The following is a 26,076-nucleotide window of genomic DNA, read 5'->3' as shown; positions in this document are numbered from 1 at the left end:
ATTAATAATTGCAAAATGGCTTTTTAACTTATTTTAAATCGTCAATTGTGAAAGCACCTGGAAGTAATTGCTCAACAGTCACTTCTTTTTCATCACCTTTTACATTCGTTAGTAATACAGGCATTTTCGGATCACAGAATTCAGCAATTACTTGTCTACACGCACCACATGGTGAAATCGGTCCATCAGTTTCTCCTGTAATAACTAAGTAACTAAAATCGCGCTCCCCTTCTGATACCGCTTTAAATATTGCTGTTCTTTCTGCACAGTTACATAAACCGTAAGAAGCATTTTCTATATTACAACCAGTATAGACTTTCCCTTCTTTCGTAACTAACGCTGCGCCAACAGGAAATTTAGAATACGGAATATACGCTTTCGATAACATCTTGTTTGCTTCTTCAATATATTTTTTCTTATCCATATTATTTCCCCCTCAAAGTAAATGAAATGATCATTAGTCAGTAATAACTGTATGAACTAATTTAGGAGCCACTGCTGTTTCAGCGATAGAGATGTTCTCATAAATTTTTGCTTTTACATCTTCTACATTTTCACGATTTGCGTAGATTGTTACGAACGGCTCGCCTTCTTTTACTGCATCGCCAACTTTTTTACGTAACATTAATCCTACTGCTAAATCGATTTCATCTTCCTTCGTTGCACGACCTGCACCAAGTAACATAGCTGCAATACCAATCTCATCTGCAACAATGTTAGAAATAACACCTGAAGTTTTTGCAGGTACATCAATTACATACTTCGCTTGTGGCATTTTTTCTGGATTGTCTACAATTGAGCTATCTCCGCCTTGATTGCTTAAGAACTCTTTAAATTTCGCAGTTGCTTTTCCGTTTTTCATCACTTCAATTAGCATTTCACGAGCTTCTTCTAACGTATTTGCTTTTTTCGCAAGTACGACCATTTGACTTCCTAATACAAGTACTAATTCTGTTAAATCTTCTGGACCTTCACCTTTTAACGTATCAATCGCTTCTTTCACTTCTAGAGCATTACCAATCGCAAATCCAAGAGGTTGTGACATATCTGAAATAACTGCCATTGTTTGACGTCCTACGTTATTTCCGATACGTACCATTGCATGTGCTAATTCTTTTGCATCTTCTTCTGTTTTCATAAATGCACCAGCACCTGTTTTTACATCAAGTACGATTGCGTCAGCACCAGCTGCAATTTTTTTACTCATAATTGAACTTGCGATTAAAGGAATTGAGTTAACAGTTCCTGTTACGTCGCGTAATGCATAAATCTTTTTATCTGCAGGTGTTAAGTTTCCTGTTTGTCCAATAACAGCTACTTTGTCACGGTTTACAATATCAATGAATTGTTCTTTCGTAATTTCAACGTGGAATCCTTCTACCGCTTCTAATTTATCAATTGTTCCGCCTGTATGTCCTAAACCACGACCAGACATTTTTGCTACTGGTACATCTAAAGCAGCTACTAACGGTCCTAATACTAATGTTGTTGTATCACCAACACCGCCAGTTGAATGTTTGTCTACTTTAATTCCTTCAATTGCTGATAAATCGATCGTTTCTCCAGACTCAACCATCGCCATCGTTAAATCTGCACGTTCGCGATCTGTCATATCTTTAAAGAAGATTGCCATTGCAAGCGCACTCACTTGATAATCAGGAATACTTCCGTCTGTATATCCATTAATAAAGAATTTGATTTCTTCAGTCGTTAATTCTTTGCCGTCACGTTTTTTTGCAATAATATCTACCATTCTCATTACAATCACCATTCCTTTTTATATTATATAAATCTATTAAAATAATAAGCCAACGATTGTTGCTGATAAGAAACTTACTAATGTTGCACCGAATAGTAATTTCAAACCAAACCTTGCGACTACATTCCCTTGCTTTTCATTTAAGCTCTTAACTGCCCCTGCAATAATCCCAATTGAAGAGAAGTTTGCAAATGAAACTAAAAATACAGAGATAATCGCTGTCGTTCTATCTGAGAAATTAAAGTTTCCTTGTGCTAAATCTGTCATAGCGACAAATTCATTTGATACTAATTTTGTTGCCATAATATTTCCGGCATTAACTGCTTCATGCCAAGGTACACCCATAATAAATGCAAATGGTGCAAATGCATAACCAAGAATTTCTTGGAATGAAATACCGATTACACCTTTAAATACTGCATTAATGAATGCGATAAGAGCAACGAAACCGACTAACATAGCTGCTACTGTAATCGCAACTTTAAATCCATCAATAATGTATTCCCCTAATACTTCAAAGAAGGTCTTCTTCTCTTCTTCTTGTACTTCTAACATATCTTCTTCCTCAGTAACTTCATATGGGTTAATGATAGAAGCAATGATGAAACCACCGAATAAGTTAAGCACTAAAGCGGTTACAACATATTGTGGTTTTAATAACACCATATATGATCCAACGATAGACATAGAAACTGTAGACATTGCTGATGCACATAATGTATACATTCTTTTCTCTGGCAATAACCCTAGTTGTTTCTTAACTGAAATAAATACTTCAGATTGTCCTAAAATCGCAGATGCAACAGCGTTATATGATTCTAGTTTCCCCATTCCATTTACTTTACTTAATGCTAGACCGATAGATTTCACAATAATAGGTAATACTTTAATATGTTGCAAAATACCTATTAAGGCTGATATAAATACGATTGGCATTAATACACTTAAAAAGAACGAAAACTCTTTTTGATTTACTAATCCACCAAATACGAAATTCACACCGTCAGCGGCATATTTTAATAACTCTCCAAAACCATCTGCTATTCCGCTAATTAATATATTCCCTACACTTGTATTTAATAATAGAAACCCCAAAATGAATTGTAATATAACCATCGTTATGATTGGACGATATTTGACTTTCTTTCTATCATTACTAGCAAGCCAAGCGATACCTAAAATCAATACGAGGCCAAAAACACCGATTAAGTATTTCATAAGCCGTTTCCTCCCATTCGTATCCGCTTACATTTTTTTCAATTATTAAAGCAATAGATATACTTTAAACGTATATCTATTGCTTTAACCTTTTATCGATTAGTAGTTATCTGTAGCACCTTTTGCATCATTTAATACGATTGCAACACTAGCACTTGCTCCAACGCGAGAAGCTCCAGCAGCTACCATTTTGTCTGCATCTTCACGTGTACGAACACCGCCAGATGCTTTTACACCAACGTTTGGTCCTACTGTTTTACGCATTAATGCGATATCTTCAGCAGTTGCTCCGCCAGTTGAGAATCCAGTTGAAGTTTTTACGAAATCAGCACCAGCTTTTACTGATAATTCACAAGCACGTACTTTCTCTTCATCTGTTAATAGGCAAGTTTCAATGATTACTTTTACAAGAGCTTTTCCTTTTGCTGCTTGTACTACTTCATAAATGTCTTTTTCAACAAATTCGTTATCGCCATCTTTTAAAGCGCCTACGTTGATTACCATATCAACTTCAGTTGCACCTTTTGCGATAGCATCTTTTGTTTCAAATGCTTTTGTTTCAGTAGTGCTTGCTCCTAATGGGAAACCGATTACAGTACAAACGTCTACATCATGTCCAGCTAGTTCATCAGCCGCTAATTTTACCCATGCTGGGTTAATACAAACAGAAGCGAATTTATATTCCTTTGCTTCTTCGATTACTTTCATAACATCTTCTTTAGTAGTATTAGCTTTTAAAATTGTATGGTCAATTAACTTTGCAATGTTCATTATCTTCACTCCTCATATCTTTTAACAACTTCATTCTAACTCTTAGTTGAACAAATGTAAATACACTTTTGAAATTTTGTTCATTCTTTTTTAAAAAGCATTTTCTTGTAGTAAATAAAGCGCATTCTAACAAAGAACAGTTCATATATAATCAAATTTTCTATGTTAACAATGGTAGTATGTATCTCCATATCCATAATTATTTTTAAAAAGGCAAATTGTGTTCAAAAAAGACTCCTATCATTCATACATAACAAAATAAAAGGAGTTCTCAATATGTTAATTTTGAGAACTCCTTTTATTTCTAACCTTTTTGATAATGTAACAGTTCTTTTGCTGTATGCTGATCGATAATTAATACATTTGCATACCCGCCACGTAACGCACCATCAATTGCTTTTATTTTTCTATTACCACCTGCAACTAAAATAGAGCGTTTCTTTAATTTCAGTTCCTCTAACTCAATTCCAATGGTACGCTTATTGATTTCTTCACTACTAATATTTCCGTCTCCATCAAAGAAACGTGAACAAATGTCACCGACCGATTGTTTTTTGAGTAAATTTGTTTCATCCTTATCGAAATAACCTAATCGGAATAATAGCGCTTCGTCTCGCACTGTTCCTACAGTGAAAATTGCAATATTCGCTTGTTTTCCCATTTCGATAATGTGATGAATATGTCGATCCTGCTCCACTAATTCTTTTGTCACTGCATTATCAAATATAACCGGAAGAGGTAGATTTCTTGGCGTCGTTTGAAAAGCATCTGCAAATAAAGCTATCGTCTCATTCGCATATGTATTTACACTTGAATGACTAATACCACCTTTTAGCTGGACAACCTCTACCCCTTTTACATGTTGCGGTACGATTTTTCTAGCGATTTCATACATAGTCATGCCCCAGCTTACACCAACAATATCACCGTTTTTAACCGTCTTTTCCATATACTCAGCAGCATATTTACTTATATACTCTGTAATCGTTGCATATTCCGGCACTGGAGAAAATACCACATGTGCCTCTAACAAGTTGTACTTTTCTTTCAGTAAATTCCCGACGTTATCTAAATCAGCAAATGGATCAGCGATGCTAATTTGAACAAACCCTTTTTCTTTCGCGTACTTTAACAATCTAGAAATCGTCGGTCTTGAAATATTTAATTTATTAGCAATTTCTTGCTGACTATAATCTGATTGATAATATAATCTTGCAACTTCAACGCTTAATTGTTGTTTATCTTTTTCCATAGTAACTCATTACAAATCCCTTCCTGTATTTCCCTTTCGTTACAAGCATTATACAGCTTTATGCAAAAAAATTCGACTACCGAATTTTATCTAACTGAACTTCTATTCCACTTATTATATACAATGAAACCTTATTGTGTAGATTTACAAACCCAATATAGAAACACTTAAAACATATAAATCGGTTTATATGTAATTCTTTATTGCTTTTCCTGTAGTAACGATAACAAAGCCGTTCAATAAGAAACATGAAACATCGTCTAAAAGCTATTCAAATACCCCTCATAAACAAAAGATACTGTTCATAAGGGGTATGTATTCAATTTAAGTTTATAAAAATCGGATGGAAACACTGCAAGTTCTCACTTATTTAGAATAAGAGAAAAGATGATGTTTTATTTGTTCAATAAAATAATGATGGTGTATATTATCGTTAGATACGCGACTTGCCATAATAGCTCCCTCCATTGAAGATGCAAGAAAAGAAGCGAGCGATATAATATCTATATCTTCTTTAAGTTCTTGTTTCTCTATTCCTTCTTTTATGAGAGAAGCCATTAACATTACTGTATCATCATAACCTTTTGCTGCTGCTTTTTGTAATTCTGGAAATACTCCAGTACTTTCAATTGCGCTATTAAGTAATGGACAGCCTCCAGCAATAGGAGGATTATTAGCTGCATCTTGATATACAAGGAAAATTGCAAGAATTTTATCGATTGCTGTCTTTTTATTTTCCATTGCTTTATGAAAATGACTCCACATAATCTCACCACTTTTGTCATAGGCAGCAAGGACAATTTCTTCTTTACTTTTGAATCTACGATAAATAGATCCTTTAGGTAGTTCAGTAGCTGTCATTATATCCTGTATGGATGTGCGAGTTATCCCATTAGTATTAAATAAATATAAAGATGTTTCAATAATTTTTTCTTTAATCTTATCAACTTTAGTCATACTTTGTAATCCTCCTAATAAAAACGAGCTTAATATTCCAGGTGATATTTACCATCTATTTTCTTGAATTTTTTTGTAAGTATAAATAAGTTTGGAACAAAAATATATTATCCATCCCTATATTATGTGAACCTCAAACCATACAGTTTGAAAAGAGGTAATCAAATTGTATTACCTATATCATTAAAATGAATTTTCTGTCAAAATTAACATGTCCAATTATTTAATTCAGTCCTGTTATACAACTAATTTCACCTACAATCGTAGAAGGTGTAAAAATATATAGTTAATTTTAACGTATAGACTATGATTATTATATATAATTTTTATTAATATGTTTAGCTAAAGTGTTTGAACTACTCCCACTTTCACTTCGTATATTAGGATATCTCCCGCAGTCCTTGCAGTTAAAAGCCTTATCACTTCATTCTATAAAAAGCTAATTGTCAAAAATTAATGAGTACTGAAATTTGCTTGTAAATAAGCAACTGAGATATAAATATATTTGTTATTTACCATTTTTATTTTATTAATAATTTATAAAAGGGGTTTAAAAAACTAGAAACTTATAGTATCATTAGTTTCCGAACCGAACGGTCCGGTTCGGTATTAAATAAATATATTTTAGAAGGAGAACCTAATGCAACAAGAAAAATCAAAGATTCTAAGTAATTTCATTATGGAGGTAATAAAGTGAGCTTTATAAAAATGAATACAAAAGAACTTGTTATGCTAATAGTTTATATACTGTTTGCACTACTTCAAATTGGCTTGTTCATATTATTTGGCATCTCCCTTTTAACTAACAGCAACTTAGTTGAATCAGAATTTGCTCTTAGTGCCATCGGTTTGACTGTACCTGCTATTGTAGGAATCATTTTCTTTAGGAAAGAAATTATTGAAAGTTTTACTTATTTTAAAGAGAAAACAATTTTGAAAATAGTAAGCATTCCTATGGTAGTTTTACTTATGATAATTGTGGAAAATTCTATTATGCATTTTCTAAATACAGGTCAGCCAGAGAACCAAGAACAGATCCTTACAAATGGCGCAGAGATGCCTATTATATTCACATTACTTCTATTTGGGATTATAGGACCAATAATTGAAGAAATTATATTTCGTCATATATTAGTAAATCGTTTTTCGGAATATGTTGGTACTGCTATTGCATCCATCGTTTCGATTATAATTTTTGCAGGTCTTCATTCAAATCAACTTTCGGATCTTGCTATATATTTACCTGGCACGGTGATGCTTACTGCGGCTTATCTTATTTCTAATAGATCCCTTGCATATGTTATAGCGATACATATGTTAAACAATTTTATTCCTTTTATTTAATTGCATATGTCATAACAAGACATATGTAATTGAAGGTTTTGATGCAAAAATACTCTATGTTTCTATCGAGTATTTTTGGTACCAGAACCACTTTTTCTAAGGCATAAGAAATCTTATCAAAACTACAACTTATTAGGAGAGTGTCGGTCATGATTGTAACAACAACTTCTGGAATTCAAGGTAAAGAAATTATTGAGTATATTGATATTGTAAATGGTGAAGCTATTATGGGCGCAAACATTGTCCGCGATTTATTCGCTTCAGTTCGTGATGTTGTCGGTGGCCGTGCTGGTGCTTATGAAAGTAAGCTAAAAGACGCTCGTGATATTGCAATGGACGAAATGAAAGAACTTGCAAAACAAAAAGGTGCGAACGCTATCGTTGGTATTGACGTAGATTACGAAGTTGTACGTGATGGAATGTTAATGGTTGCTGTCAGTGGTACAGCTGTACGTATATAAGTAAATTAAAAAACGGTCCTCCCTTGGAATTTATACTTTGAGGAGGGGCCTGGTTCTGTTGCAGATTTTAAAGAATAAAAAGAGATGTTGATAAAGCATTATACGTCGAAAAAACACAGTTTGAGTGTAAACTGTGTTTTTTTATATAGAAGCCTCATCCCATCACTATCAAGCTAAAATTTTGTGTTAACTTGTAAAAAATGTACATTTTTTACTTTGGGGTATTTTTGAATCCTTAAGCTTATGGGCATGTGCTGGTACCCTCTAATACTGTACAAATTTTTTATAAATGGTTGTAAGGTTCTACGTTTTTGACCATTCTGTACAACGATAACTTTGGTTTATTGATTTCACCTGTAATCTGGTAGCCTATCCTCTGATACAATTTAATGGCAAGTTGGTTCTCTTTCTTTACCGTCAGAGAGCATTTGGCAAAGCCTTGCAGCGAAGCTTGTTCCTCAGCAAACTCAATTAATCTGGTACCTATCCCTAGTCCTCGACTTTCGGGCAGTAAGGCAATTGTTCCGATGTGAAACTCGTCATCTTCTCCCTCCTTCAAGGTAAACATGGAATAAAGCATTTTGATATTCAGAATGTTATAAACAACAAAACCTAGCTTTCGGAACGAAAGCAGCTGTTTAAAAGTGGGCCAGGCAAGACGATTTAAAACGGGTATGGGATAGCAAGTAATCATCCCTAAAGTTTTCCCGTCCATTTGAGCTTCATAGGCGTATTGATGACTAAAACGGTTGTTCTCCTGCCGCCATAGCTTACAAAATGTCCAATCGACTGTGTTCTTCTCCTCAGATCCTGCAAGTGGAAACGCCATGTATTCCAATGCCATTACATTTAGCTGGGCGCCGACCATGGATTGATGAACAGCCTTTACAATAGAGATTTTATTCATTATCCTATTGCTCCTTTTCACTTTCTATATTATTAATATTAATTATCATGGATTTGAATCAGTTCACTTCCCTCTCAATTCATCCTTAGCTTTGAAACCATAATAAAATGTATTTAAAACAAGCTCTGCAGCAGATTTTTTAGCCACATTTCCTTCATGTACCTGTTCCCAGGTATGGAAAAGCAGAGCATAAAGCGTATTCAAAATCCATTCACTGCTAACTGTTTGCTGAAAGTAACCTCTTTGTTGTAGCAATTCAATAACGCGTCTTAAGGGTTCCCTCAGCTTCTCTTCTGCTTCACCTAATTCTTTGTTGTTAAATACAGATGCATCATGACCTAGAAAATAGATTTTGTCACCTAAAGGGATTAACGCTTCAATAAGTTCCGGGATATAGTTTTCGCTTCTTTCCTCATCCAGTGGAATCTGGTTTACAGTATCACTTACCAGTTGTATAGCCCGATGGCCCAAGAACAGCATCAATTTCTCCCTGCTTTCGACGTAGCGATGGAGTGTAGCAATTCCAATTCCCGCATATTCCGCAATTTCATTCATCGAAGCAGTAGGATTTTCAACAAGCAATATAGTAGCTGAATCAAGAATTGCATTAAATCTCGCTTCCTTCAACGCTGACAAGTCTTTCTTCATCGTCAATCTCTCCCTTTTTCTGTATAAAGTCGTCATTTTTGATAGATAAATATATCATTTGATATTATAATAAACAATCTCAAATAAAGTGTCCAGCTGCTGAATGTAGCTTTTCAAAAAGAATTATATTCCTGAAACTGATAGTACTTTGAATGTTTCATTTTTAGCATTTCATTATTTAGATAACGATGAAGAAATTAAATTCTTTAATGTAATAAATACAAGAGCCAAAGGAAATGGTACGAGTTACTTTCTGCATAAAGTTATCGGTTTATTTTAAAATTCACTTCCGGGTATTGGGTTATCAGCCTTTTAAGGGTTGAGCCGTCATCCTTCTGTTTTACATACTGGTCAAAAAATGCCAGGCTGAATTCGTTAATAATACGATGAACTTCCTTTGGATTTTCACCTGGGCTCTGCAACAGAGGTGAGAACAAATGTAAATCGGTAAAGCTTGTATGATCCGTATGAGGAATGACCATTGACATACCACCGCCAGCTAACCCGCGTCCGTATCGCTCCCTCACTTCAAAGGGATCTGCTTCATCAGGCTCTTCTGCATTCATGAGCAGAAATGGTTTTCCAATGCCACTTTCAGGCAAGATTTCACCATACAATGTACCATCCATATTGATAGCTGCTTTGACACGAGAATCTTTTGCAAGTATTTGTGCTGCGGTAGCTCCACCGTAAGAGTGGCCAAACATTCCAATTCGCGAGGTATCCAGTCTTCCTGTAAAGAAACCGGTCTCATCGTTTTCGTTAAGTTTCTCTATCTGATTAAGGATAAAGCTGACATCTTCCTCCCATAATTTTATGTGACTATCTCCTTCATCAGTTAAATTGATGGGCTGTACGTAAGCAGTTCGACCACCTGGAAAGACGGTAGCTGCAGCATCAAAGGTATGATCGATACTTAGAACAATATATCCTTGACTAGCCAACTCCTCAACTTGAAACGTGTTTTGATTACGAAAACCATTAAAACCATGAGAGAAGAGTAATATGGGATAGTGATTCTCTGAGTCTGAGAGTTGTAAATCCATAAACGAATGAGACTTTACCAATTCCATGTGGCTGAATGCAAATGCAGGAATAGACAATGTTTTTTCCAATCCCTTGGAGAGCTCATTTATGTTACGAATATAAGGTTCTGGATCCCCCTTGCTTTTTTCAGCTGCAGGATACCAAATTTGCACCATCAGTTCGCGCCGATCGTTTGGATTTTTTGAATATGGTTCATTTCTCTGATGATCAACCCAATGATATAGCTTCGTACCGACCCTATGTGGACCAGTTGGTTCTTCAAATGAAAATACTGGCATAAGTAAGGGTAGCGCAACTGCTACAGACAAATAGATACATAGTAACGAAGTCTTAACTATGAATATACCCGAACTTCTAAAGCCCTTTTTCCGCCCAGCTAATAAATAGCATAAAATTAAGATAACTGGGGATACATATGCCGGAATCATCTGCCACCTAAAACCTTCTGCCAATAACTGAACTGTAACCATTACAACGGCAATCAAAGTAGCTAATTTAGACCACTTTTTCGTTTCTCTGCCTATTAACAGTATCCAACTCAATAGACTAAAATTCACTACTATCAAAACAACTTCCCAGAAATTCATTGGCCTATCTCCTTTGCATGCATTTTATTTCTAATTAAAGAGGTAGTTTTCAGCCTAAGCAAAAGCAGATGAAACACCTATATAGTTGCACTAATTATGCTTAGTAACCGTTTCATCCACTCTACTCCTTTATTCAAATTAAAAACTTAAAATGCCCAGCTACCTTTACGGAAAATTGGTTCTAAAGTTCCATCTGGTAGAATACCGTCGATGTCCATCTCACTGCTGCCAATCATAAAGTCCTCATGTGTTACTGAAATATTTGCCCCTAACGTTTCAAGTTGATCGTTTTCTAAATCTCTTCCACCCTCTAAGCAAGTTGGATAAGCTTTACCAATCGCTAAATGGTTCGATGCATTTTCATCAAACAATGTATTAAAATATAAAATTCCCGATGCTGAAATTGGTGATTCATGTGGTACAAGTGCTACTTCACCTAAATAGCAAGAGCCTTCATCCACATTAATAAGCTCTTGTAATAAATCATGTCCTACCTGTGCTTCAGCTTTAACAATTTTTCCTTCTTCAAATGTCAGTTTAAAGCCATCGATAATATTCCCTTGATAAACTAATGGTTTTGTATTGCTTACATAGCCATTTACACCTTGTTTCATCGGTAACGTATAAACCTCTTCTGTCGGCATATTAGCCATAAAGATAGTATCATCAGGAGTTTTACCACCTCCAGTAACCCATTTATGCTGTGGTGCTAATGCAATTGTTAAATCAGTACCTGGCGCTGTATAGTGAAGCTTCATATATTTTTTATCGTTCAGTAGGACCGCACGAGATTCTAAATTTGTTACATGTTCACGCCATTTTTCAATAGTACTGCCTTCACCAATACGAACAGCTTTAAAAATAGCCTCCCATAATGCTGGTACTTGATCCTCTGCTGCTAAATCCGGGAACACCTTCGATGCCCACTTTGGTGAAGGAACTGCTACCATCGACCAAGCTATTGAATCCTTCATTACGGCGTTGCGATTGTTTCTCAGAGCAGCTCCTGCTACCTTTTGATAGGTAGCTAGACGCTCAGATGAAATACCTGTAAATTTATCAGGATCTGTAGCATCTATCATTAATAGTGCTCCTTTACGTTCGATCAGCTCATCATTCATTTTGACTATCCACTCTGGGAAGCGATTAAATTCTTCATCTGAGGCATAATCAAAGTAAGCACGTTCCATTTCTTCATCCGAAAAATTAACATGAACACGCCCTGCCCCAGCCTTATAAGCCTCTTTCACAACTATACGGGCGAAATCCAATGCATCCACTGATGTATTGACTAATAAGTATTGCCCTGGTTGAATATTGACACTGATTTTCACCGTAAGTTCTGCATATGCTTGTAATTTTTCTTCAAAAGTCATATTATTTACCTCGCTTTTATTAAATTGGTTTTGAATTCCCCTCACTAACTTACTTTCTGAACAGGTTTTCTCAGAATTTCCATTTCCCATTTTTTATTAGAACATGATAACAACTAATGGATTTTTTCTACTACTCATATATTAAATTTCTAAACTTTGATTCAATTAATATTGATTTGTTTTTCAAATAATCTAATCGAAGGGTATCAAACACTACATAAAGTTATAGATTTCTTTATTGTGAAAGCTCACTCATTTCTTCTCAATCTTTTCAATGCTGCTGCACCTAAAGGCTTACCATCAATGGGGCGCTTAACATTCTCAATCACTCCTTTATCTTTACAAAGGAATTTTGATAGATAAACATATCATTTGAAATAAGATTAAATCATTTTAAACGAATTATCAAGCTGTAAAATTTAATTTTTAAAAAAATTCAGTAAAAAACCTATATGAAAATGGATTCTATCAAAGGGAGCGATAACGAAAAGATTTTTATACACACATGGATAAAACACATGACAAACTTATATATAATTGCAAGTTCAACCCTTACAAAAAAACAAGATAAAAAAATAAACAGCAGAACTAGTCCACTGTTTACTTCGCCACGCCTTCATGTAATTTTTCTGTATAATCTTTTACATCTTTCCAGCTATCTTTCGCTGTATGTAAATCTTCTTTTATAAACGTAAACTCTTCCGGACTAATTCCTTTTACGTTTTGTAGTAAATTATTATATTTTGCACCTACTGTATACCATTGATTTGATATGTTTTGTAGTGCTGTAATTGCTGCATCAATTGTTTCTGTCATGTTTGTTGTTTTATTTTTTACATCAGTCAAAATTAAGACTTCTGCTTGCGCTCCTGAAATTCTATCTTTTAAATTAGCGATTTCTCTTTCTGCATTTGCGATATCTTTTTTCGCAACCGCAATCATCGGCCCGCCAGCAAGACATGTTATTAGAGCTACGCAAAGTACGCCACCAGCAATGACCATATCATTACTCTTTTTAATCGAATCGTTATATGTATTTATTTGTTGCTCTAGAGCTGGAATACCAGCATTCGTACTTGCCAATATCGCTGTTAACTGATTTGTATCTTCTTTGAAACTATTTGTATCTTTCGCCATTCTATTGCGAAAAGCTTTCAAATTTCCTAATAATCCATCTACCTCATTTTGATTCTTTACAATATCTGCATACAACTTTTCTAAATCCGCTTTTAATTTTCCGCTATCCTTTTGATCAATCGCTATTAACATGTCATTATAATACGATTGAAAAGTATTATTGTAATTTATAATATTTTGATCTGTTTTCATAATTTGAGGCTTCATATTATTTAACCAATATGCTGCATTAACTTTTGCATCTCTTTGATGCTGAATCATATTCCCTTTAAATTCACTATTAATCGAACTTATTTTACTTAAATCCGTCTCTTGTTGATTTTGAATTAATTTTGCATATGAATCCATTGCAAATATACTTGATGTTGTTTGTGCCATTACTTCTTGGAATCCAGCTGGTCCAAGAGAATAGTTTTTCACATTTTCTTGTAGCACCTTTACATTTTGTTCTGCTGCAAAAGGATGTAAAGGAAATACGTTACTCGTTGCCACCCCAGCAATCATTACCGCTAAAAGACATTTTTTATAAAATCGTTTCTGCATATTTTTCACCTATTCTCTTTATAAGGATATCAAAAGCTCCTGCTCACAACTGAACAGGAGCTTCAAATCATTCATCAACACTTAACGCTCTAACGATTCGTATTCGATTATGCTTTTTTCGTATCTACTACTTTAATATCTTCAGCATAAATCTTTTCTGCATAGTCTTTAATGTTTTTCCAGCTATCTTTCGCAATGTTTAAATCTTCTTTAATGAAAACTAGGTCGTTTGGACTAATAGAATCTACATTTTGAAGTAAAGAATTGTATTTTGATCCCATTGTGTACCATTGGTTTGAAATATTTTGTAACGCTGTAATTGCAGTATCAATCGTATTTGTTAAATACTCAGTTTGTGTTTTAATGTTCGTTAACCCAGCTACTTCTAATTGAGCAGTTGTAATTTGTCCAGTTATTTTTTGAATTTCAGCTTGTGCATTGTCAAGTTCTTTCTTCGCCAATACGATACCAGCTGTACCACCGCCTACAGCTGCTGCACCACCTGCAATTAATGCGACTCCTAGCGGTGTTCCTGCGCCCGTAGCAATAACTACTGCACCACCGATAATTGCAATTGGTCCTAGAGCTGTCGCAACAGATGAACCGATAATAATTGCATTATATTTACTAATCGCTTCATTGTACGTTGTAATTTGATTTTGCAGAAGCGGAATTCCCGCATCTTGACTAGCTAATATAGATGTAATTTGATTTGCATCACCCTTGAAGTTTTGCGTATCCGAAGTCATTTTATTTCGGAATTTCTTCAAGTCTTCTACTAACTGATCCACTTGCGCTTTATTTTCATTAATACTACTTGATAATCTAGTTAAGCCTTTCGTAAGAGTCGCTTTATCCTTTGCATCAACTGCAGCAACTAAAGTATCATAATAGTTTTGGAATTTCGTATTGTAGTTAATGATATTTTGATTCGTTGAAATAAGCTGTGGTTTTAATACATCTAACCATTGCTTCGCATTTCCTCTAGCTGTATCTTGGTGCTGAATTACTTTCCCTTTTAAAGCCGCATCAACAGACGATACATTTCCAAAGTTAACATTACCTTGTTTAATAATTGTTAAAGCGTACAGATCCATTACTAAAGCATTTGAACCTGTTCTTTCCATTGCATCTTTCAAGCCTTCTGGTCCTAATGAGTATTCTTCATAGTCATTATAAGCTTTTGCTACCGCATGAACTGGAGCTTGTTTCACTGTACTTTCAGCTGCATACGTATGAGCCGGCATAATATTTCCTGCTGCAAATACTGCCATCAGTGCTGATAGAGCCATTACTTTATAAGGTTTTTTTGTCATTTTTCTTCTCTCCCTATATCGCTAATTATTTTTCTGTTTAATGTACTTCAACGTTTGTAACGTAATCTTCAAATTGATTTGTTTGCTTATTCATTTCATCACTTACTTTTTTAATTTGATTGAAATGTTTTTGAAGTAAACTACTGTCTGTATACGTACCTTCTTCAACATTTGTTTGAATTTGAATCATATTATTATTTAAAACTTTCCAATCCGTTAATAACGTTTCTAAAGTTGTAATTTGACGATCAATTAATTCTGTAAAGCTATTTACTTGATCTTCAACGAATGTAATTTGAGTCGCCTCTGCTTCAGTTTGTGATAACTTTTGAATAAGTGGTAATAACTCTTTTTGCTTTTGTTGAATGCGAAGAGCTGCTTCTCTCGTTTGACTATCTGCAGCATTTACAATTTCATTACTTAAAGTACCGATAGAAACAAAATCAATTGTTTTCGTTTGTGCAGTTTGATTTGTGATTGTAAATACTTGTTTACCGATATTAATAGAACCTTTAATGATTTCTTGAGGTCTATTCAAAATAGTAGTTAGTTCAGCTTGAATTTCTCCTTGAATTCTTTTAATATCTTCTCTTAATTTCACAATATCTCCACTTGATCCTTGTAGTGTTTTTATTGCTTCATCGGCTTTAATTGATAAGTTGTTACTATCTTTGTCTAATACTGTTTTAAATCGATTTAACTCTAATAAATCTTGCTCCATACTCTCTTGGATGCTCTGTACTTGCAATTGTAATTTTCCATATGCACTCATAAAATCTGCTTTTGCTTGCTGATCTTCATTTACGTTTCCTGCTAGTTCATAGAGCTTACTATAATAGCTATTAAATCTAGTGCTGTATCTCATCATCTCTTGATTTAAGTCAATTAGCTTCGGATTATATTCATCAATCCACTCTCGTACATTCGCCTTTGCAAACTTTTGATGATTCGTTAAGCTACTCATCGCATTTACCTTAATGTCTGGCTGTTGCAAAATAATTAATCCGTATGCTTGAATAAGCGGTGATTGTGATCCTAACATTCTAATTGAATTGGATAATGTATTTGGAGCAATTACATTTTGCGCATATACTGTTTTCACTTCTGTTTGCCCCTCCTTAGCGTAAGCGCTTACAGGAATGAAGCAACTCGTAGATACTGCTGTAACCAATAACCCTGTAATTAAAGTCTTTTTCACTTTAACCCCTCCTATGTATTAGCAACTATTACTATCGCATTTTATTATTCTATTTTCTTGCCCATAATTTGAGATGGTTAAAATAGAGAACGTTCTCACCGTGATCCATGTATGAACCACCTCTCTCGTATTGCTACAGTACTTACTTATCGTCACAAAACATTTTATTATTTTTCATATGTGTTTAGTATGAATAATATTGTATAAATTTTCTATTTTATAGAAATTCCCACATTCACATAGTGAATATATTACGTAAAAATATTATTCATTTCAAACTAAACAACATGCGTAAATATGAAATTTCGTTTTGTTTTCATATATGTTTTGTACTGTAAGGTCATTTAAACACAGCTGTTTATATAACGTAAAGAAGTATTTTCATTCCCTTTATTTTCAAGCTTTCATGTCCTTATTTCAAAATATAATCCGATTCACTTTATTGATTGAAATATCTACATATCACAACAGAAAACACTACTTGCAAATAACCGATAAAATTATATAAATATAATTTTTAAACTCATATGCAATTATGCATAGCATATACACAAAAAGGATAGCTTCATTTTCACGAAGCTATCCTTCAAAAATCTTCTTATTTTTTCAAATGATATGGAACTGTCGTAATAACAACATTTCTTTTATAAAGTAAATACGCACGTATGAGTAAACTGGATTGATTATGAAGAATGTTATGCCAACCTTTTTTCGGAATGAACTGTGGTATAACGACCGTAACGCGGTAATTCGATTCACTTGCCTTATATTGCACTGTATCAATGAACTTCGTTAGCGGCTGAATAATACTTCTATAATGAGAATGTAATGTAACAAGCCTTACTTCAGGTTGCCACTTCTTCCATTTCTCTTCAAATTTCTTTTCTTCTTCTCTGTCAAAAGCAACATATACAGCGATAACTTGATCTGCCGAAAGAGACTTCGCATAGTTCAATGAATTTTCTACTACATGCGTCATACCTGCTACAGGAACGACAATTACATTCCCCTCAATTGGAATAAGAGGCTCGCAAGTTTTTAAACTTAATTGATCACCCACTGCATCATAATGCTTCTTAATTCGATGGAATAAGAAGATAATAACTGGTAAGAAAATAAGAATCGACCAAACTTGTGCAAATTTAGTTAAAAAGAACATGCTCATTACGATAAAACTAATAACTGCACCAATTAAATTAACCGTTAATCTTAAAGCCCATCCTTCAGGCTTTTCGCGAAGCCATTTTAATACCATTCCTGTTTGAGAAAGTGTAAATGGAATAAATACACCTACTGCATATAGTGGAATTAAATGTTCTGTTTGTCCTTGGAAAGCTACAATTAAAATAATCGAAGCAACTCCAAGTATAATAATACCGTTTGAGTAACCTAGACGGTCTCCTCTAATCGTAAACATTCTCGGTATGAATTTATCTTTTGCCAGGTTAACCGCTAATAAAGGAAATGCAGAATAACCTGTATTAGCAGCAAGAATTAATATTAAAGCTGTTGTACCTTGTATGAAATAGTACATGAAATTACGTCCAAATGTTTGTTCAGCAATTTGAGAAACAACTGTTACTTCTTTACTCGGAGTCACTCCGTAATAATAGGCTAAAAACACAATTCCTGAAAATAACACAGCAAGTAATGCACCCATTGCAAGCAATGTTTTTGCAGCATTGTTTGGCGCAGGATCTTTAAAGTTCGGAATTGCATTTGAAATTGCTTCAACACCTGTTAAAGCAGAACTACCTGATGCAAATGCTCTTAGTAATAAAAATAAACTAATCCCTGCAACTGGTGTACCAATCGGCGCATGTAAAGTGGGTGAAACATGACCAGTTAAAATATTATATATGCCTACACCAATTAATATAAATAATGCTAAAACGAATAAATAAACAGGATATGCTAAAACGGAAGCTGATTCCGTTACTCCTCTTAAATTTAAGATCGTAATTAATATAACAAATATAACCGCAATAATTACGTTGTGTGCATGTAAGCTAGGAAATGCAGACGTAATTGCATCTGTACCAGCGGACACACTTACCGCAACAGTTAAAATATAGTCAACTAATAAAGATCCTCCAGCAATTAAGCCTGGATTCATCCCTAAATTTTCTTTTGATACAACATACGCTCCCCCGCCATGCGGATAAGCAAAAATTATTTGACGATAAGATAAAATAAGGGCTGTCAATAATACTAATACCCCAACAGCGATCGGAATGGAATACCAATAAGCGATCGCTCCAACACCTGCTAAAGCAATTAAAATTTGCTCTGGACCGTAAGCAACTGATGACAATGCGTCAGAAGATAAAATAGCTAAAGCTTTCGTTTTATTAAGCTTCTGTTCTCCAAGCTCCGTTGATTTTAACGGTCTTCCAATTAAAAATCTTTTAATAGATGAAACCAATGCTGTCCACTCTCCAATAATTTTGTACGAACTTTACTGCTTGTTACAGCCAGTAAACGATTTCCTCAGAAAACAAAAAATGTCTACAAGCCATAGCGAAATAGACTTGTAGACATTATTTTTTTTGTCGCACAAGCTCCACCTTCCTTCTCAATATAACGCTTACGAGGTTAGCTGTCGGATTCGGGCCTATGAGTAGCCCTACCTTTTTCAAGGATTCACCCCATCGGATTATGTACTAATCCGTAAAAACGGGTCCCCCGTACCATGCGGTTTCAGCGATTTAGAAAATTGAAACTGTGGATTATAATACTCCTTTATTTTCAAAAAGTAAACAAAAATTTTTAATAAGAAAAAAATTAAAATGATTGCGCATAATCCGCTGAGAAATATACATAATGAATACTAAAAAATCCGCAAAGGAGACCCATATGTCTAAAGAAAAGAAGCCTATTTTTTCCGATTCATATTTAGATGCAGTAGCAAATGAAATTAATCAGTTATATGGTAAACGTGAACAGGAAATAAATTTGACAGATAGAACGAAAAGAAATAAATAATTTGTCATACAAAAAATAAAAAAGATAGCAATACACTTATATATTGCTATCTTTTTTATTTTTTCATACATCTAATTCTATTACAGATCTGTTAAAGGTCATCTCTTCATACACCTTTAAATTTTGATATATAGTGCCTAATAATGGTGCCGCTATAGAAAATTGCTCTGCTACATCCAGTAAATATCCTTGCAAGTGCTTCCCTTCAATAAACGAACCCTTCTCCATATCACGTTGCATCGATGACTTCATATCATACGAAATTTTATCAATTGTTTTCATATGTTCCTGGACATTATTAACCTTTATTGGAGCTCCTAATACTCTCATGATTTGTACAGATTCCTCAAATACATTACGGATAAAATCACGGCCGCCTTCACTTTCACGGATTGGTCCAATTGGTGCACGCATTAACGTTGTCACACCGGACATTACAGTAATAAATAAATATTTATGCCACATATCTTGCGTAATATTTTCACTTAAAACAAAACTAGATTTCGTACCTGCAAATGCTTTAGAAATATGCTTTACTCTCTCTGAATTTTGAGACTTAATTTCTCCAAACACAAGTCTGTTGGCAGCGCTAGTTTGTACAATTTCTCCTTGATCGTTTAACGTCGTCTCGATAAAGCATAAACCGCCAATTACTTTTTCTTCGCCGAATTCTTTTTGTAATAGCGATAAATGAGCGATACCATTTAACAATGGAATGATTACAGTATTTTCGCCAACAAACGGCTTCAAATCTTGAATTGCCTCGTTTAAGTGATACGCTTTTGTTGAAAATAAAATGACATCAAATGGAGAAGTTCTCTCTTCTTTCGTTATTAATTTCGGTTGAAAGGAAAAATCCCCGTTAACACTTCGGATTACAAGTCCTCTTTCCTCTAATTGTTTTTTCCGTTTACTACGAACAAGAAATGTAACATCTTCTCCCTTTTCGACTAATCTGCCACCAAAAAATCCTCCGACTCCACCAGCGCCTAATACTAAAATCCGCATACAGCATCCCCCTTTTCAAAATAAAATTTTATAACTTTTAGTATACATAACATTATACATGTCCTCTGCTAAATAAGCTGAATTTTCACTCTCAATTGAGTATAAAAGAGTGGTTATTTTCAAATAAATTTGGGCATGTTGTTTCTATAGCATATATGGAAAGGACACAATGTAGATGGAGGCAATACAATCAATTGAGGAAAAAGGTGTAGCAACAGCTATATTTCAATTTATATTCCCGTTTTCGTTTAAAGCTGGATATGAACAAGAGATGTTCCCTTTCTTACAAAAAAACGATTTTCGTCCTTTTCGGCTCGATCATCTCGATGATGAAAATACATATTATGGGGAGTTTAAAGTTTCACATCAAAATATGGAAGCATACTATCTTTCATTTACAAATAAAATTCTCTTTCCTCACTCAGAGCATCAAAAGGGCTTGCAACGTTATTCAAAGGACCTTAACTTAACTGGACATTTAACAACAAACCGTATTTCAATCCCATTCAAGATACACTCTATTGATGTAACACTTTGTCCTTATGAACTTGGCTTCTTAACAATTCGAACAGAAGTAAACACTGCTCCAAACATGACTTTATCTGAAGCAATCGAATTCGCTGCTCGCTTCCGTGTACTTGAAACTAAAAATGATACAAATGAAACTATTTGTATTGAATGTAACGGAAAAAAGTATTCCCAAGTTGAAAAATTCATTTTTGGTTATTTATTTCATGGCGTAACTGATTTCTTTGAAAAGAAGAGATTAAGAAGTTCATACTTTCAAACCTTCCCTTTCTTCGAAGACCAAAGAATGTACGTCCAAACTTTATTGTCACTAAAAGAAGGTATGGAGCTTAATGAAGTGGATGTTTATCGTACTTCTAGTCTTTCCGGATTAACAAGTGATGGTAAGCCATATGTGAGCGCAAATAACCTTCCTTACATTCATGACTATTTAAAAAAACACGCTTACCAGAGATGGGCTCCAAATCGTTATTTCATAATGGAAGAACATATTTTTACATGTGTAACAAATGAAGGAGAACGTAAAATCGCTAAACTCGCTAGTCAAATGTACGGAGAATTTTATTACGCTTTATTATTAAACCTATTCCATAAAATTGTTTTATTAAAAATGGCTAACGCCTATGCTGAGCTAAACATTGAACAAGATACTAATGAAATAGAGAAATTAATTTATTCGATCAATTCGTTCACTGCTAATTATTTTTCTTTAGAATTAGTATCCCAATCACAAAGTGAAGATATTTTCTTTCGTTTAAGAAAACTTTTTAATATTGAGGTTCTATACTCGAACGCGAAACAAAATCTTGATAGTTTGTTTAAATATCAAGAAAATGTCGCCTCTAAAAAAGATAGCCTCTTATTGTTAATTTTAACGCTCTACTCTGTAGTGGGCCAAATGTTAGGGTTTACTATGATTGACCTTTTAAGAAACACCGATTCAAACAAAATATCGTCACCTCTTGAATTTTTCGCTCTATTAATTGCGATTAGCGGCATTGTCATTTCACTTATTTTAGGAGCCCAAAGTTTATACCAATGGGGTCTACAACATAAACGAAGAAAAGCTTGGGTAAAACAAACTGTACTTTCTGCCGTTAAAGAGAAAGAAGATAAAAATTAAAAAAGGTTATTTTCAAATTCTTGGTGCGCTGCAGTAAGTGAAATTTTTATGAGCGATTTTCCGATTATATCGGCGCAACTCGAAATATATCAGCGATTTTTTTAATATATCGACTTACCGACAAATGACAGGACCGGATAATAAAAAAAGGGTGCTCCAAAATAAAACTTGGAGTACCCCTTTTATTATACGAATTCAGTTTACTTCCCTGCTTCGATTTGCTCTAATGCAGCAGCTACTTGCTCTTCCGTTAATTCATGTTGTATTACGTAGCGGTTACGTGGACTTACACGACATTCATGAGAACATGCACGTAAATATTTCGCTTCGTTTTCTTCAGAACATAAAATTTTCTTATTACATTCTGGATTTGAACAGTTTACATAGCGCTCACAAGGTTCACCTGTAAAGTGGTCTTTACCAACGATAACATGTTCTTTTTGGTTTACTGGTACAGCAATACGCTCATCGAACACGTAACATTGTCCATCCCAAAGCTCACCTTGTACCTCTGGGTCTTTTCCGTACGTTACAATTCCGCCGTGAAGCTGACTTACATCTTCATAGCCTTCACGAACTAACCAACCAGAAAACTTCTCACAACGAATTCCGCCTGTACAATAAGTTAAAATCTTTTTACCTTCAAGTACTTCTTTATTTTCACGAATCCAATCTGGTAATTCACGGAATGATTCGATATCAGGTTTAATCGCACCTTTGAAGTGACCTAAATCAAACTCATAATCATTTCGTGCATCAATGATAACTGTATCTTCTTGTTTCATTGCTTCATAAAAATCTTTTGGCTCTAAATACTTCCCAGTTATTTCGTGTGGGTTAATGTCATCTTCTAGACGAAGTGTAACTAACTCTGGACGAGGACGCACGTGCATTTTCTTGAATGCATGACCATCAGCTTCATCTATTTTAAATACGATACCGTCAAAACGTGGATCATTGTTCATTGCTTCCATGTATTTCTCTGTTTGTTCTACAGTTCCAGAACAAGTTCCGTTAATACCTTCTTTCGCTACAAGAATTCTTCCTTTTAATTCAAGTGAATTACAAAATTCTAAATGCTCTGCCGCGAATTCTTCTGGGTTTTCAATTGTTGTGTACATGTAATATAGTAATACTCTGTATGGTTTTGTAGTTGCCAATGTATTTCTACCACCTATCTAATTTTTAAAATCATGTATAAGTTAACGTTCATATCAAAACATATATAATAAGAAAATGAATCCCATTTTCTTTTCTTTATACTATTTTCTATCAGTTAACAAAAATAAAAAACAAGATTACACATCAAAACACTATGGTTATGTTGTAATCCCAATATATTATATATCATACAAATGCAATTCCATCAATTAATATGCTGGATTATCGGCTTTATGTTCACATAAATTTCAAAATTGACCCTTTAATTTATTATGTTTCCCCACGTCATCACACCATAAACTCCCAATTTATTTTACGTTATCACACCATCCATTGCATAAAGGCATATAATTTGCATTAAGGAAACTTTCGTGTTCAAATGAAATTATCATATAACATATTTAAATGTATTGAAATAATGAGTAAGAATAAATACAATAATTTCATCAAGTTAACATTTTAAAGGGGAAAACTACTATGAATAAAGATATAACAAAAGATGAACATCTCCCTTCTGAAAGTACAACCGTACAATCAGCTCACTTAGCTTTAAGTGGAGAAACAAAAGGCTGGAAAAGACTGTTACCATTTTTAGGACCCGCTTTTATAGCGTCCGTTGCTTATATTGATCCTGGCAACTTTGCTACAAATATCGCAGCTGGTTCACAATATGGATATTTACTATTATGGGTTATACTCGCCTCTAACTTAATGGCTGTATTAATCCAAACTTTATCAGCTAAATTAGGAATTGCTACAGGAAACAATTTACCCGAAATAGCTCGTGAAAACTTTCCAAAGCCTGTGTCTATCGGTTTATGGATACAAGGTGAACTAGTTATTATGGCTACAGATTTAGCGGAATTTATTGGAGCTGCATTGGGGCTTTACTTACTATTTGGAATCCCGATGCTACCTGCCGCTTTAATTACAGCAGCCGGATCATTTATTATCCTTGAATTTCAACGTAGAGGATTTCGTCCACTAGAAGCTATTATTACAGGAATGATTTTCATTGTAGTAATTGCTTTTGGGATTCAAGTTTTTTATGCAAAACCAGAATTAAGTCCCCTTCTTTCAGGACTATTTATTCCAAAATTCCAAGGTGTAGACAGTATATTACTTGCAGCAGGGATTTTAGGTGCGACAGTTATGCCGCATGCAATATACTTGCATTCTGCATTAACACAACGCCGTGTGGTCGGAACAACTGACGAACAAAAGAAAAAGATTTTTCGTTTCGAATTTATCGATATTATTATTGCAATGGTTATTGCTGGAGCAATTAATGCAAGTATGTTAATTGTTGCTGCTGCACTATTCTTTAAAAACGGCTTGCACGTTGAAGATTTAGATGTTGCTTACACTCAATTTACCAACTTAGTAGGTCCTGTATCAGCTGCTTTATTTGGAATTGGGCTCTTATCAGCAGGACTATCTAGCTCTTCTGTCGGTACAATGTCGGGTGATATTATTATGCAAGGTTTCATTCGCATGCATATTCCGTTATACTTACGCCGATTTATTACAATGATTCCACCATTAGTTATTATCGCTTTAGGTGTAAATCCAACTTACGCTCTAGTCATGAGCCAAGTCGTCTTATCATTCGGTATTGCATTTGCACTAGTGCCACTTATTATGTTTACAAGTAATAAAAAGATTATGGGTGCACTCGTTAACCACCGTATAACAACATTTATCGCTTGGATAATTGCAGCACTCGTTATCGTTTTAAATATCTTCTTACTGTATCAAACATTTGTAGGGTAATGAAAAAAGGGTATTCCAATTTTAATTTGGAGTACCCTTTTTGGATGAAATGATTTTCTTCTAGTTACCACTTGTGTATGTCCCTCTTTCCGGCATCATGACACCATTTTCAGTTCGAAAGTAAAGTGGCAATCCTTCCGCAAAAAACATACTTACCTTGGACGGATCTTGCCTTTGATGATGAATATGTAAATGCGGCTCACTTGAACTTCCTGAGTTACCGACTTGAGCAAGAAATTCTCCTTCATTTACATGTTGTCCTTCTCTCACATTAATTGATCCTTTCTTTAAATGGGCAAGAATTAAAAATGTGCCCGTTTCATCTAGTCGTAAATAAATATGATTCCCAGCCATTGACTGAAAATTATCCGATCCCGGAACTAAATCTTGTTCATTATTATTAATTGATACAACCGTCCCAGAAGCTGGTGCCATTACTTTCGCTCCATATATTCCGTAATCCTCTAACTTACTACTTTTCACTTCAGCAGGTGGAATGAGAATATCATATGCCCACCTTTCATTTGGTTTTATAACGTGATAGTTCATTTCTAACCGATCACCACCCCAACCTATTAATGCTCGCTCATTCAAAGGAAAACGAACTACTGCTTTAGGACTCATAGATTGTATATCTGCTGGATAAGCAATTCTACCTATATTAGCAAACCAACCGACAGGCCAAGCTCCAATGATAGAAAACAGAATGATTAAAAATAGCGTTCTATCTATCCGCTTTCTAAAAATGCCTTTCCAAAAAAATATTATTACTGATCCTACCAAGAGGAAAACTGAAATAAAACTAAAAGCCTGTATACTCCACCAAACAAAAACTGATGTAACACCATTAGCTACATAAACTAAGATCCAACTTATAATTAAAAAAGAAACTATAATTACTAATAAAAATGCCTTCCACATGTCGCGTCCCTACTCTCATATCCTTTTTCTCAATGATACAAAGTAAAAATTACGAC

Annotated in this window: 22 protein-coding genes and 1 riboswitch; of the genes, 5 read left to right on the top strand and 17 right to left on the bottom strand. The window is 34.4% G+C overall.

Annotated features, from left to right (window positions below):
• Positions 1–28: 28 nt before the first annotated feature.
• From DN401_RS03395 to DN401_RS03370, 6 genes are all read right to left on the bottom strand, one after another.
• The gene (locus tag DN401_RS03395) at positions 29–424 is read right to left on the bottom strand and encodes a cytidine deaminase (RefSeq protein WP_000358545.1); all 396 of its coding nucleotides are present in this window, start codon (positions 422–424) and stop codon (positions 29–31) included.
• Positions 425–457: 33 nt separating this feature from the next.
• On the bottom strand, positions 458–1,759 hold the full coding sequence (locus tag DN401_RS03390; RefSeq protein ID WP_002093946.1) for a pyrimidine-nucleoside phosphorylase: 1,302 nt from the start codon (positions 1,757–1,759) through the stop codon (positions 458–460).
• A gap of 36 nt (positions 1,760–1,795) precedes the next feature.
• Positions 1,796–2,977, bottom strand: coding sequence for a NupC/NupG family nucleoside CNT transporter (locus tag DN401_RS03385; RefSeq protein WP_000876188.1), 1,182 nt, complete (start codon positions 2,975–2,977; stop codon positions 1,796–1,798).
• Positions 2,978–3,076: 99 nt separating this feature from the next.
• On the bottom strand, positions 3,077–3,748 hold the full coding sequence (gene deoC, locus DN401_RS03380; RefSeq protein WP_001017436.1) for a deoxyribose-phosphate aldolase: 672 nt from the start codon (positions 3,746–3,748) through the stop codon (positions 3,077–3,079).
• Between the two features lie 304 nt (positions 3,749–4,052).
• Positions 4,053–5,000 carry a sugar-binding transcriptional regulator gene (locus DN401_RS03375; RefSeq protein ID WP_000409781.1) on the bottom strand — a complete coding sequence of 316 codons (948 nt, stop codon included), beginning with the start codon at positions 4,998–5,000 and terminating at the stop codon, positions 4,053–4,055.
• A gap of 366 nt (positions 5,001–5,366) precedes the next feature.
• On the bottom strand, positions 5,367–5,957 hold the full coding sequence (locus tag DN401_RS03370) for a TetR/AcrR family transcriptional regulator (RefSeq protein WP_000169640.1): 591 nt from the start codon (positions 5,955–5,957) through the stop codon (positions 5,367–5,369).
• A 693-nt stretch (positions 5,958–6,650) separates the two neighbouring features.
• Here DN401_RS03370 and DN401_RS03365 point away from each other — a divergent pair.
• Together DN401_RS03365 and DN401_RS03360 are read left to right on the top strand one after the other, a co-directional pair.
• Entirely contained in the window at positions 6,651–7,301 is a 651-nt protein-coding gene (locus DN401_RS03365; protein ID WP_000008141.1) for a CPBP family glutamic-type intramembrane protease, read from the top strand.
• A gap of 149 nt (positions 7,302–7,450) precedes the next feature.
• Positions 7,451–7,762 carry a heavy metal-binding domain-containing protein gene (locus DN401_RS03360; protein WP_000637505.1) on the top strand — a complete coding sequence of 104 codons (312 nt, stop codon included), beginning with the start codon at positions 7,451–7,453 and terminating at the stop codon, positions 7,760–7,762.
• A 283-nt stretch (positions 7,763–8,045) separates the two neighbouring features.
• On the opposite strand, the gene DN401_RS03350 is transcribed toward DN401_RS03360, so the two are convergent.
• From DN401_RS03350 to DN401_RS03315, 8 genes are all read right to left on the bottom strand, one after another.
• Entirely contained in the window at positions 8,046–8,669 is a 624-nt protein-coding gene (locus tag DN401_RS03350; protein ID WP_001033856.1) for a GNAT family N-acetyltransferase, read from the bottom strand.
• Positions 8,670–8,732: 63 nt separating this feature from the next.
• Positions 8,733–9,317, bottom strand: coding sequence for a TetR/AcrR family transcriptional regulator (locus DN401_RS03345; RefSeq protein ID WP_000710981.1), 585 nt, complete (start codon positions 9,315–9,317; stop codon positions 8,733–8,735).
• 263 nt (positions 9,318–9,580) lie between these two features.
• On the bottom strand, positions 9,581–10,951 hold the full coding sequence (locus tag DN401_RS03340) for an alpha/beta hydrolase family protein (protein ID WP_149287517.1): 1,371 nt from the start codon (positions 10,949–10,951) through the stop codon (positions 9,581–9,583).
• A 146-nt stretch (positions 10,952–11,097) separates the two neighbouring features.
• The gene (locus tag DN401_RS03335; protein WP_149287516.1) at positions 11,098–12,327 is read right to left on the bottom strand and encodes an aminopeptidase; all 1,230 of its coding nucleotides are present in this window, start codon (positions 12,325–12,327) and stop codon (positions 11,098–11,100) included.
• 600 nt (positions 12,328–12,927) lie between these two features.
• Positions 12,928–14,007, bottom strand: coding sequence for a non-hemolytic enterotoxin NHE subunit C (gene nheC, locus DN401_RS03330; RefSeq protein ID WP_001171998.1), 1,080 nt, complete (start codon positions 14,005–14,007; stop codon positions 12,928–12,930).
• Positions 14,008–14,114: 107 nt separating this feature from the next.
• Positions 14,115–15,323, bottom strand: coding sequence for a non-hemolytic enterotoxin NHE subunit B (gene nheB, locus DN401_RS03325; protein ID WP_000162967.1), 1,209 nt, complete (start codon positions 15,321–15,323; stop codon positions 14,115–14,117).
• Positions 15,324–15,360: 37 nt separating this feature from the next.
• Positions 15,361–16,521, bottom strand: coding sequence for a non-hemolytic enterotoxin NHE subunit A (gene nheA / locus DN401_RS03320; protein ID WP_000751828.1), 1,161 nt, complete (start codon positions 16,519–16,521; stop codon positions 15,361–15,363).
• 598 nt (positions 16,522–17,119) lie between these two features.
• A complete protein-coding gene (locus DN401_RS03315; RefSeq protein WP_000254887.1) occupies positions 17,120–18,946 on the bottom strand; it encodes an APC family permease in 1,827 nt (608 codons plus the stop codon).
• Positions 18,947–19,090: 144 nt separating this feature from the next.
• Positions 19,091–19,237, bottom strand: a riboswitch (cyclic di-AMP (ydaO/yuaA leader).
• 140 nt (positions 19,238–19,377) lie between these two features.
• Here DN401_RS03315 and DN401_RS30080 point away from each other — a divergent pair.
• On the top strand, positions 19,378–19,506 hold the full coding sequence (locus DN401_RS30080) for a hypothetical protein (protein WP_000031873.1): 129 nt from the start codon (positions 19,378–19,380) through the stop codon (positions 19,504–19,506).
• A 63-nt stretch (positions 19,507–19,569) separates the two neighbouring features.
• Here the strand turns inward: DN401_RS30080 and panE are convergent, their stop codons facing one another.
• Positions 19,570–20,514 (bottom strand): 2-dehydropantoate 2-reductase, encoded by a 945-nt coding sequence (panE, locus tag DN401_RS03310; protein ID WP_149287515.1) that lies wholly within the window; start codon positions 20,512–20,514, stop codon positions 19,570–19,572.
• 175 nt (positions 20,515–20,689) lie between these two features.
• Between panE and DN401_RS03305 the strand changes: the two genes are divergently transcribed.
• Complete coding sequence (locus DN401_RS03305) at positions 20,690–22,165, top strand: hypothetical protein (protein WP_000387437.1); 1,476 nt, start codon at positions 20,690–20,692, stop codon at positions 22,163–22,165.
• A gap of 200 nt (positions 22,166–22,365) precedes the next feature.
• Here the strand turns inward: DN401_RS03305 and trhO are convergent, their stop codons facing one another.
• A complete protein-coding gene (trhO, locus tag DN401_RS03300; RefSeq protein ID WP_000246231.1) occupies positions 22,366–23,325 on the bottom strand; it encodes an oxygen-dependent tRNA uridine(34) hydroxylase TrhO in 960 nt (319 codons plus the stop codon).
• 478 nt (positions 23,326–23,803) lie between these two features.
• Between trhO and DN401_RS03295 the strand changes: the two genes are divergently transcribed.
• Positions 23,804–25,099, top strand: a complete 1,296-nt coding sequence (locus tag DN401_RS03295) for an Nramp family divalent metal transporter (protein WP_001030679.1) — start codon at positions 23,804–23,806, stop codon at positions 25,097–25,099.
• 60 nt (positions 25,100–25,159) lie between these two features.
• Here DN401_RS03295 and DN401_RS03290 read toward each other — a convergent pair whose 3' ends face one another.
• Positions 25,160–26,020 (bottom strand): M23 family metallopeptidase, encoded by an 861-nt coding sequence (locus DN401_RS03290; protein WP_000265298.1) that lies wholly within the window; start codon positions 26,018–26,020, stop codon positions 25,160–25,162.
• Positions 26,021–26,076 lie beyond the last annotated feature (56 nt).

The organism is Bacillus sp. BF2-3, assembly GCF_008368795.1.
GTDB lineage: Bacteria > Bacillota > Bacilli > Bacillales > Bacillaceae_G > Bacillus_A > Bacillus_A cereus.
The sequence above is the reverse complement of the archived record's forward strand: the minus strand, read 5'-3'. Positions and strand labels throughout refer to the sequence as shown.

Excerpts from the sequence above, each read along its gene's own strand:
- DN401_RS03305 (WP_000387437.1), top strand. The coding sequence starts at position 20,690 with ATGGAGGCAATACAATCAATTGAGGAAAAAGGTGTAGCAACAGCTATA.
- nheC (WP_001171998.1), bottom strand. The coding sequence starts at position 14,007 with ATGCAGAAACGATTTTATAAAAAATGTCTTTTAGCGGTAATGATTGCT.
- DN401_RS03390 (WP_002093946.1), bottom strand. The coding sequence starts at position 1,759 with ATGAGAATGGTAGATATTATTGCAAAAAAACGTGACGGCAAAGAATTA.
- deoC (WP_001017436.1), bottom strand. The coding sequence starts at position 3,748 with ATGAACATTGCAAAGTTAATTGACCATACAATTTTAAAAGCTAATACT.
- DN401_RS03385 (WP_000876188.1), bottom strand. The coding sequence starts at position 2,977 with ATGAAATACTTAATCGGTGTTTTTGGCCTCGTATTGATTTTAGGTATC.
- DN401_RS30080 (WP_000031873.1), top strand. The coding sequence starts at position 19,378 with ATGTCTAAAGAAAAGAAGCCTATTTTTTCCGATTCATATTTAGATGCA.
- DN401_RS03290 (WP_000265298.1), bottom strand. The coding sequence starts at position 26,020 with ATGTGGAAGGCATTTTTATTAGTAATTATAGTTTCTTTTTTAATTATA.
- DN401_RS03335 (WP_149287516.1), bottom strand. The coding sequence starts at position 12,327 with ATGACTTTTGAAGAAAAATTACAAGCATATGCAGAACTTACGGTGAAA.
- DN401_RS03360 (WP_000637505.1), top strand. The coding sequence starts at position 7,451 with ATGATTGTAACAACAACTTCTGGAATTCAAGGTAAAGAAATTATTGAG.
- DN401_RS03375 (WP_000409781.1), bottom strand. The coding sequence starts at position 5,000 with ATGGAAAAAGATAAACAACAATTAAGCGTTGAAGTTGCAAGATTATAT.
- DN401_RS03295 (WP_001030679.1), top strand. The coding sequence starts at position 23,804 with ATGAATAAAGATATAACAAAAGATGAACATCTCCCTTCTGAAAGTACA.
- DN401_RS03340 (WP_149287517.1), bottom strand. The coding sequence starts at position 10,951 with ATGAATTTCTGGGAAGTTGTTTTGATAGTAGTGAATTTTAGTCTATTG.
- DN401_RS03350 (WP_001033856.1), bottom strand. The coding sequence starts at position 8,669 with ATGAATAAAATCTCTATTGTAAAGGCTGTTCATCAATCCATGGTCGGC.
- DN401_RS03345 (WP_000710981.1), bottom strand. The coding sequence starts at position 9,317 with ATGAAGAAAGACTTGTCAGCGTTGAAGGAAGCGAGATTTAATGCAATT.
- DN401_RS03370 (WP_000169640.1), bottom strand. The coding sequence starts at position 5,957 with ATGACTAAAGTTGATAAGATTAAAGAAAAAATTATTGAAACATCTTTA.
- DN401_RS03395 (WP_000358545.1), bottom strand. The coding sequence starts at position 424 with ATGGATAAGAAAAAATATATTGAAGAAGCAAACAAGATGTTATCGAAA.
- nheB (WP_000162967.1), bottom strand. The coding sequence starts at position 15,323 with ATGACAAAAAAACCTTATAAAGTAATGGCTCTATCAGCACTGATGGCA.
- panE (WP_149287515.1), bottom strand. The coding sequence starts at position 20,514 with ATGCGGATTTTAGTATTAGGCGCTGGTGGAGTCGGAGGATTTTTTGGT.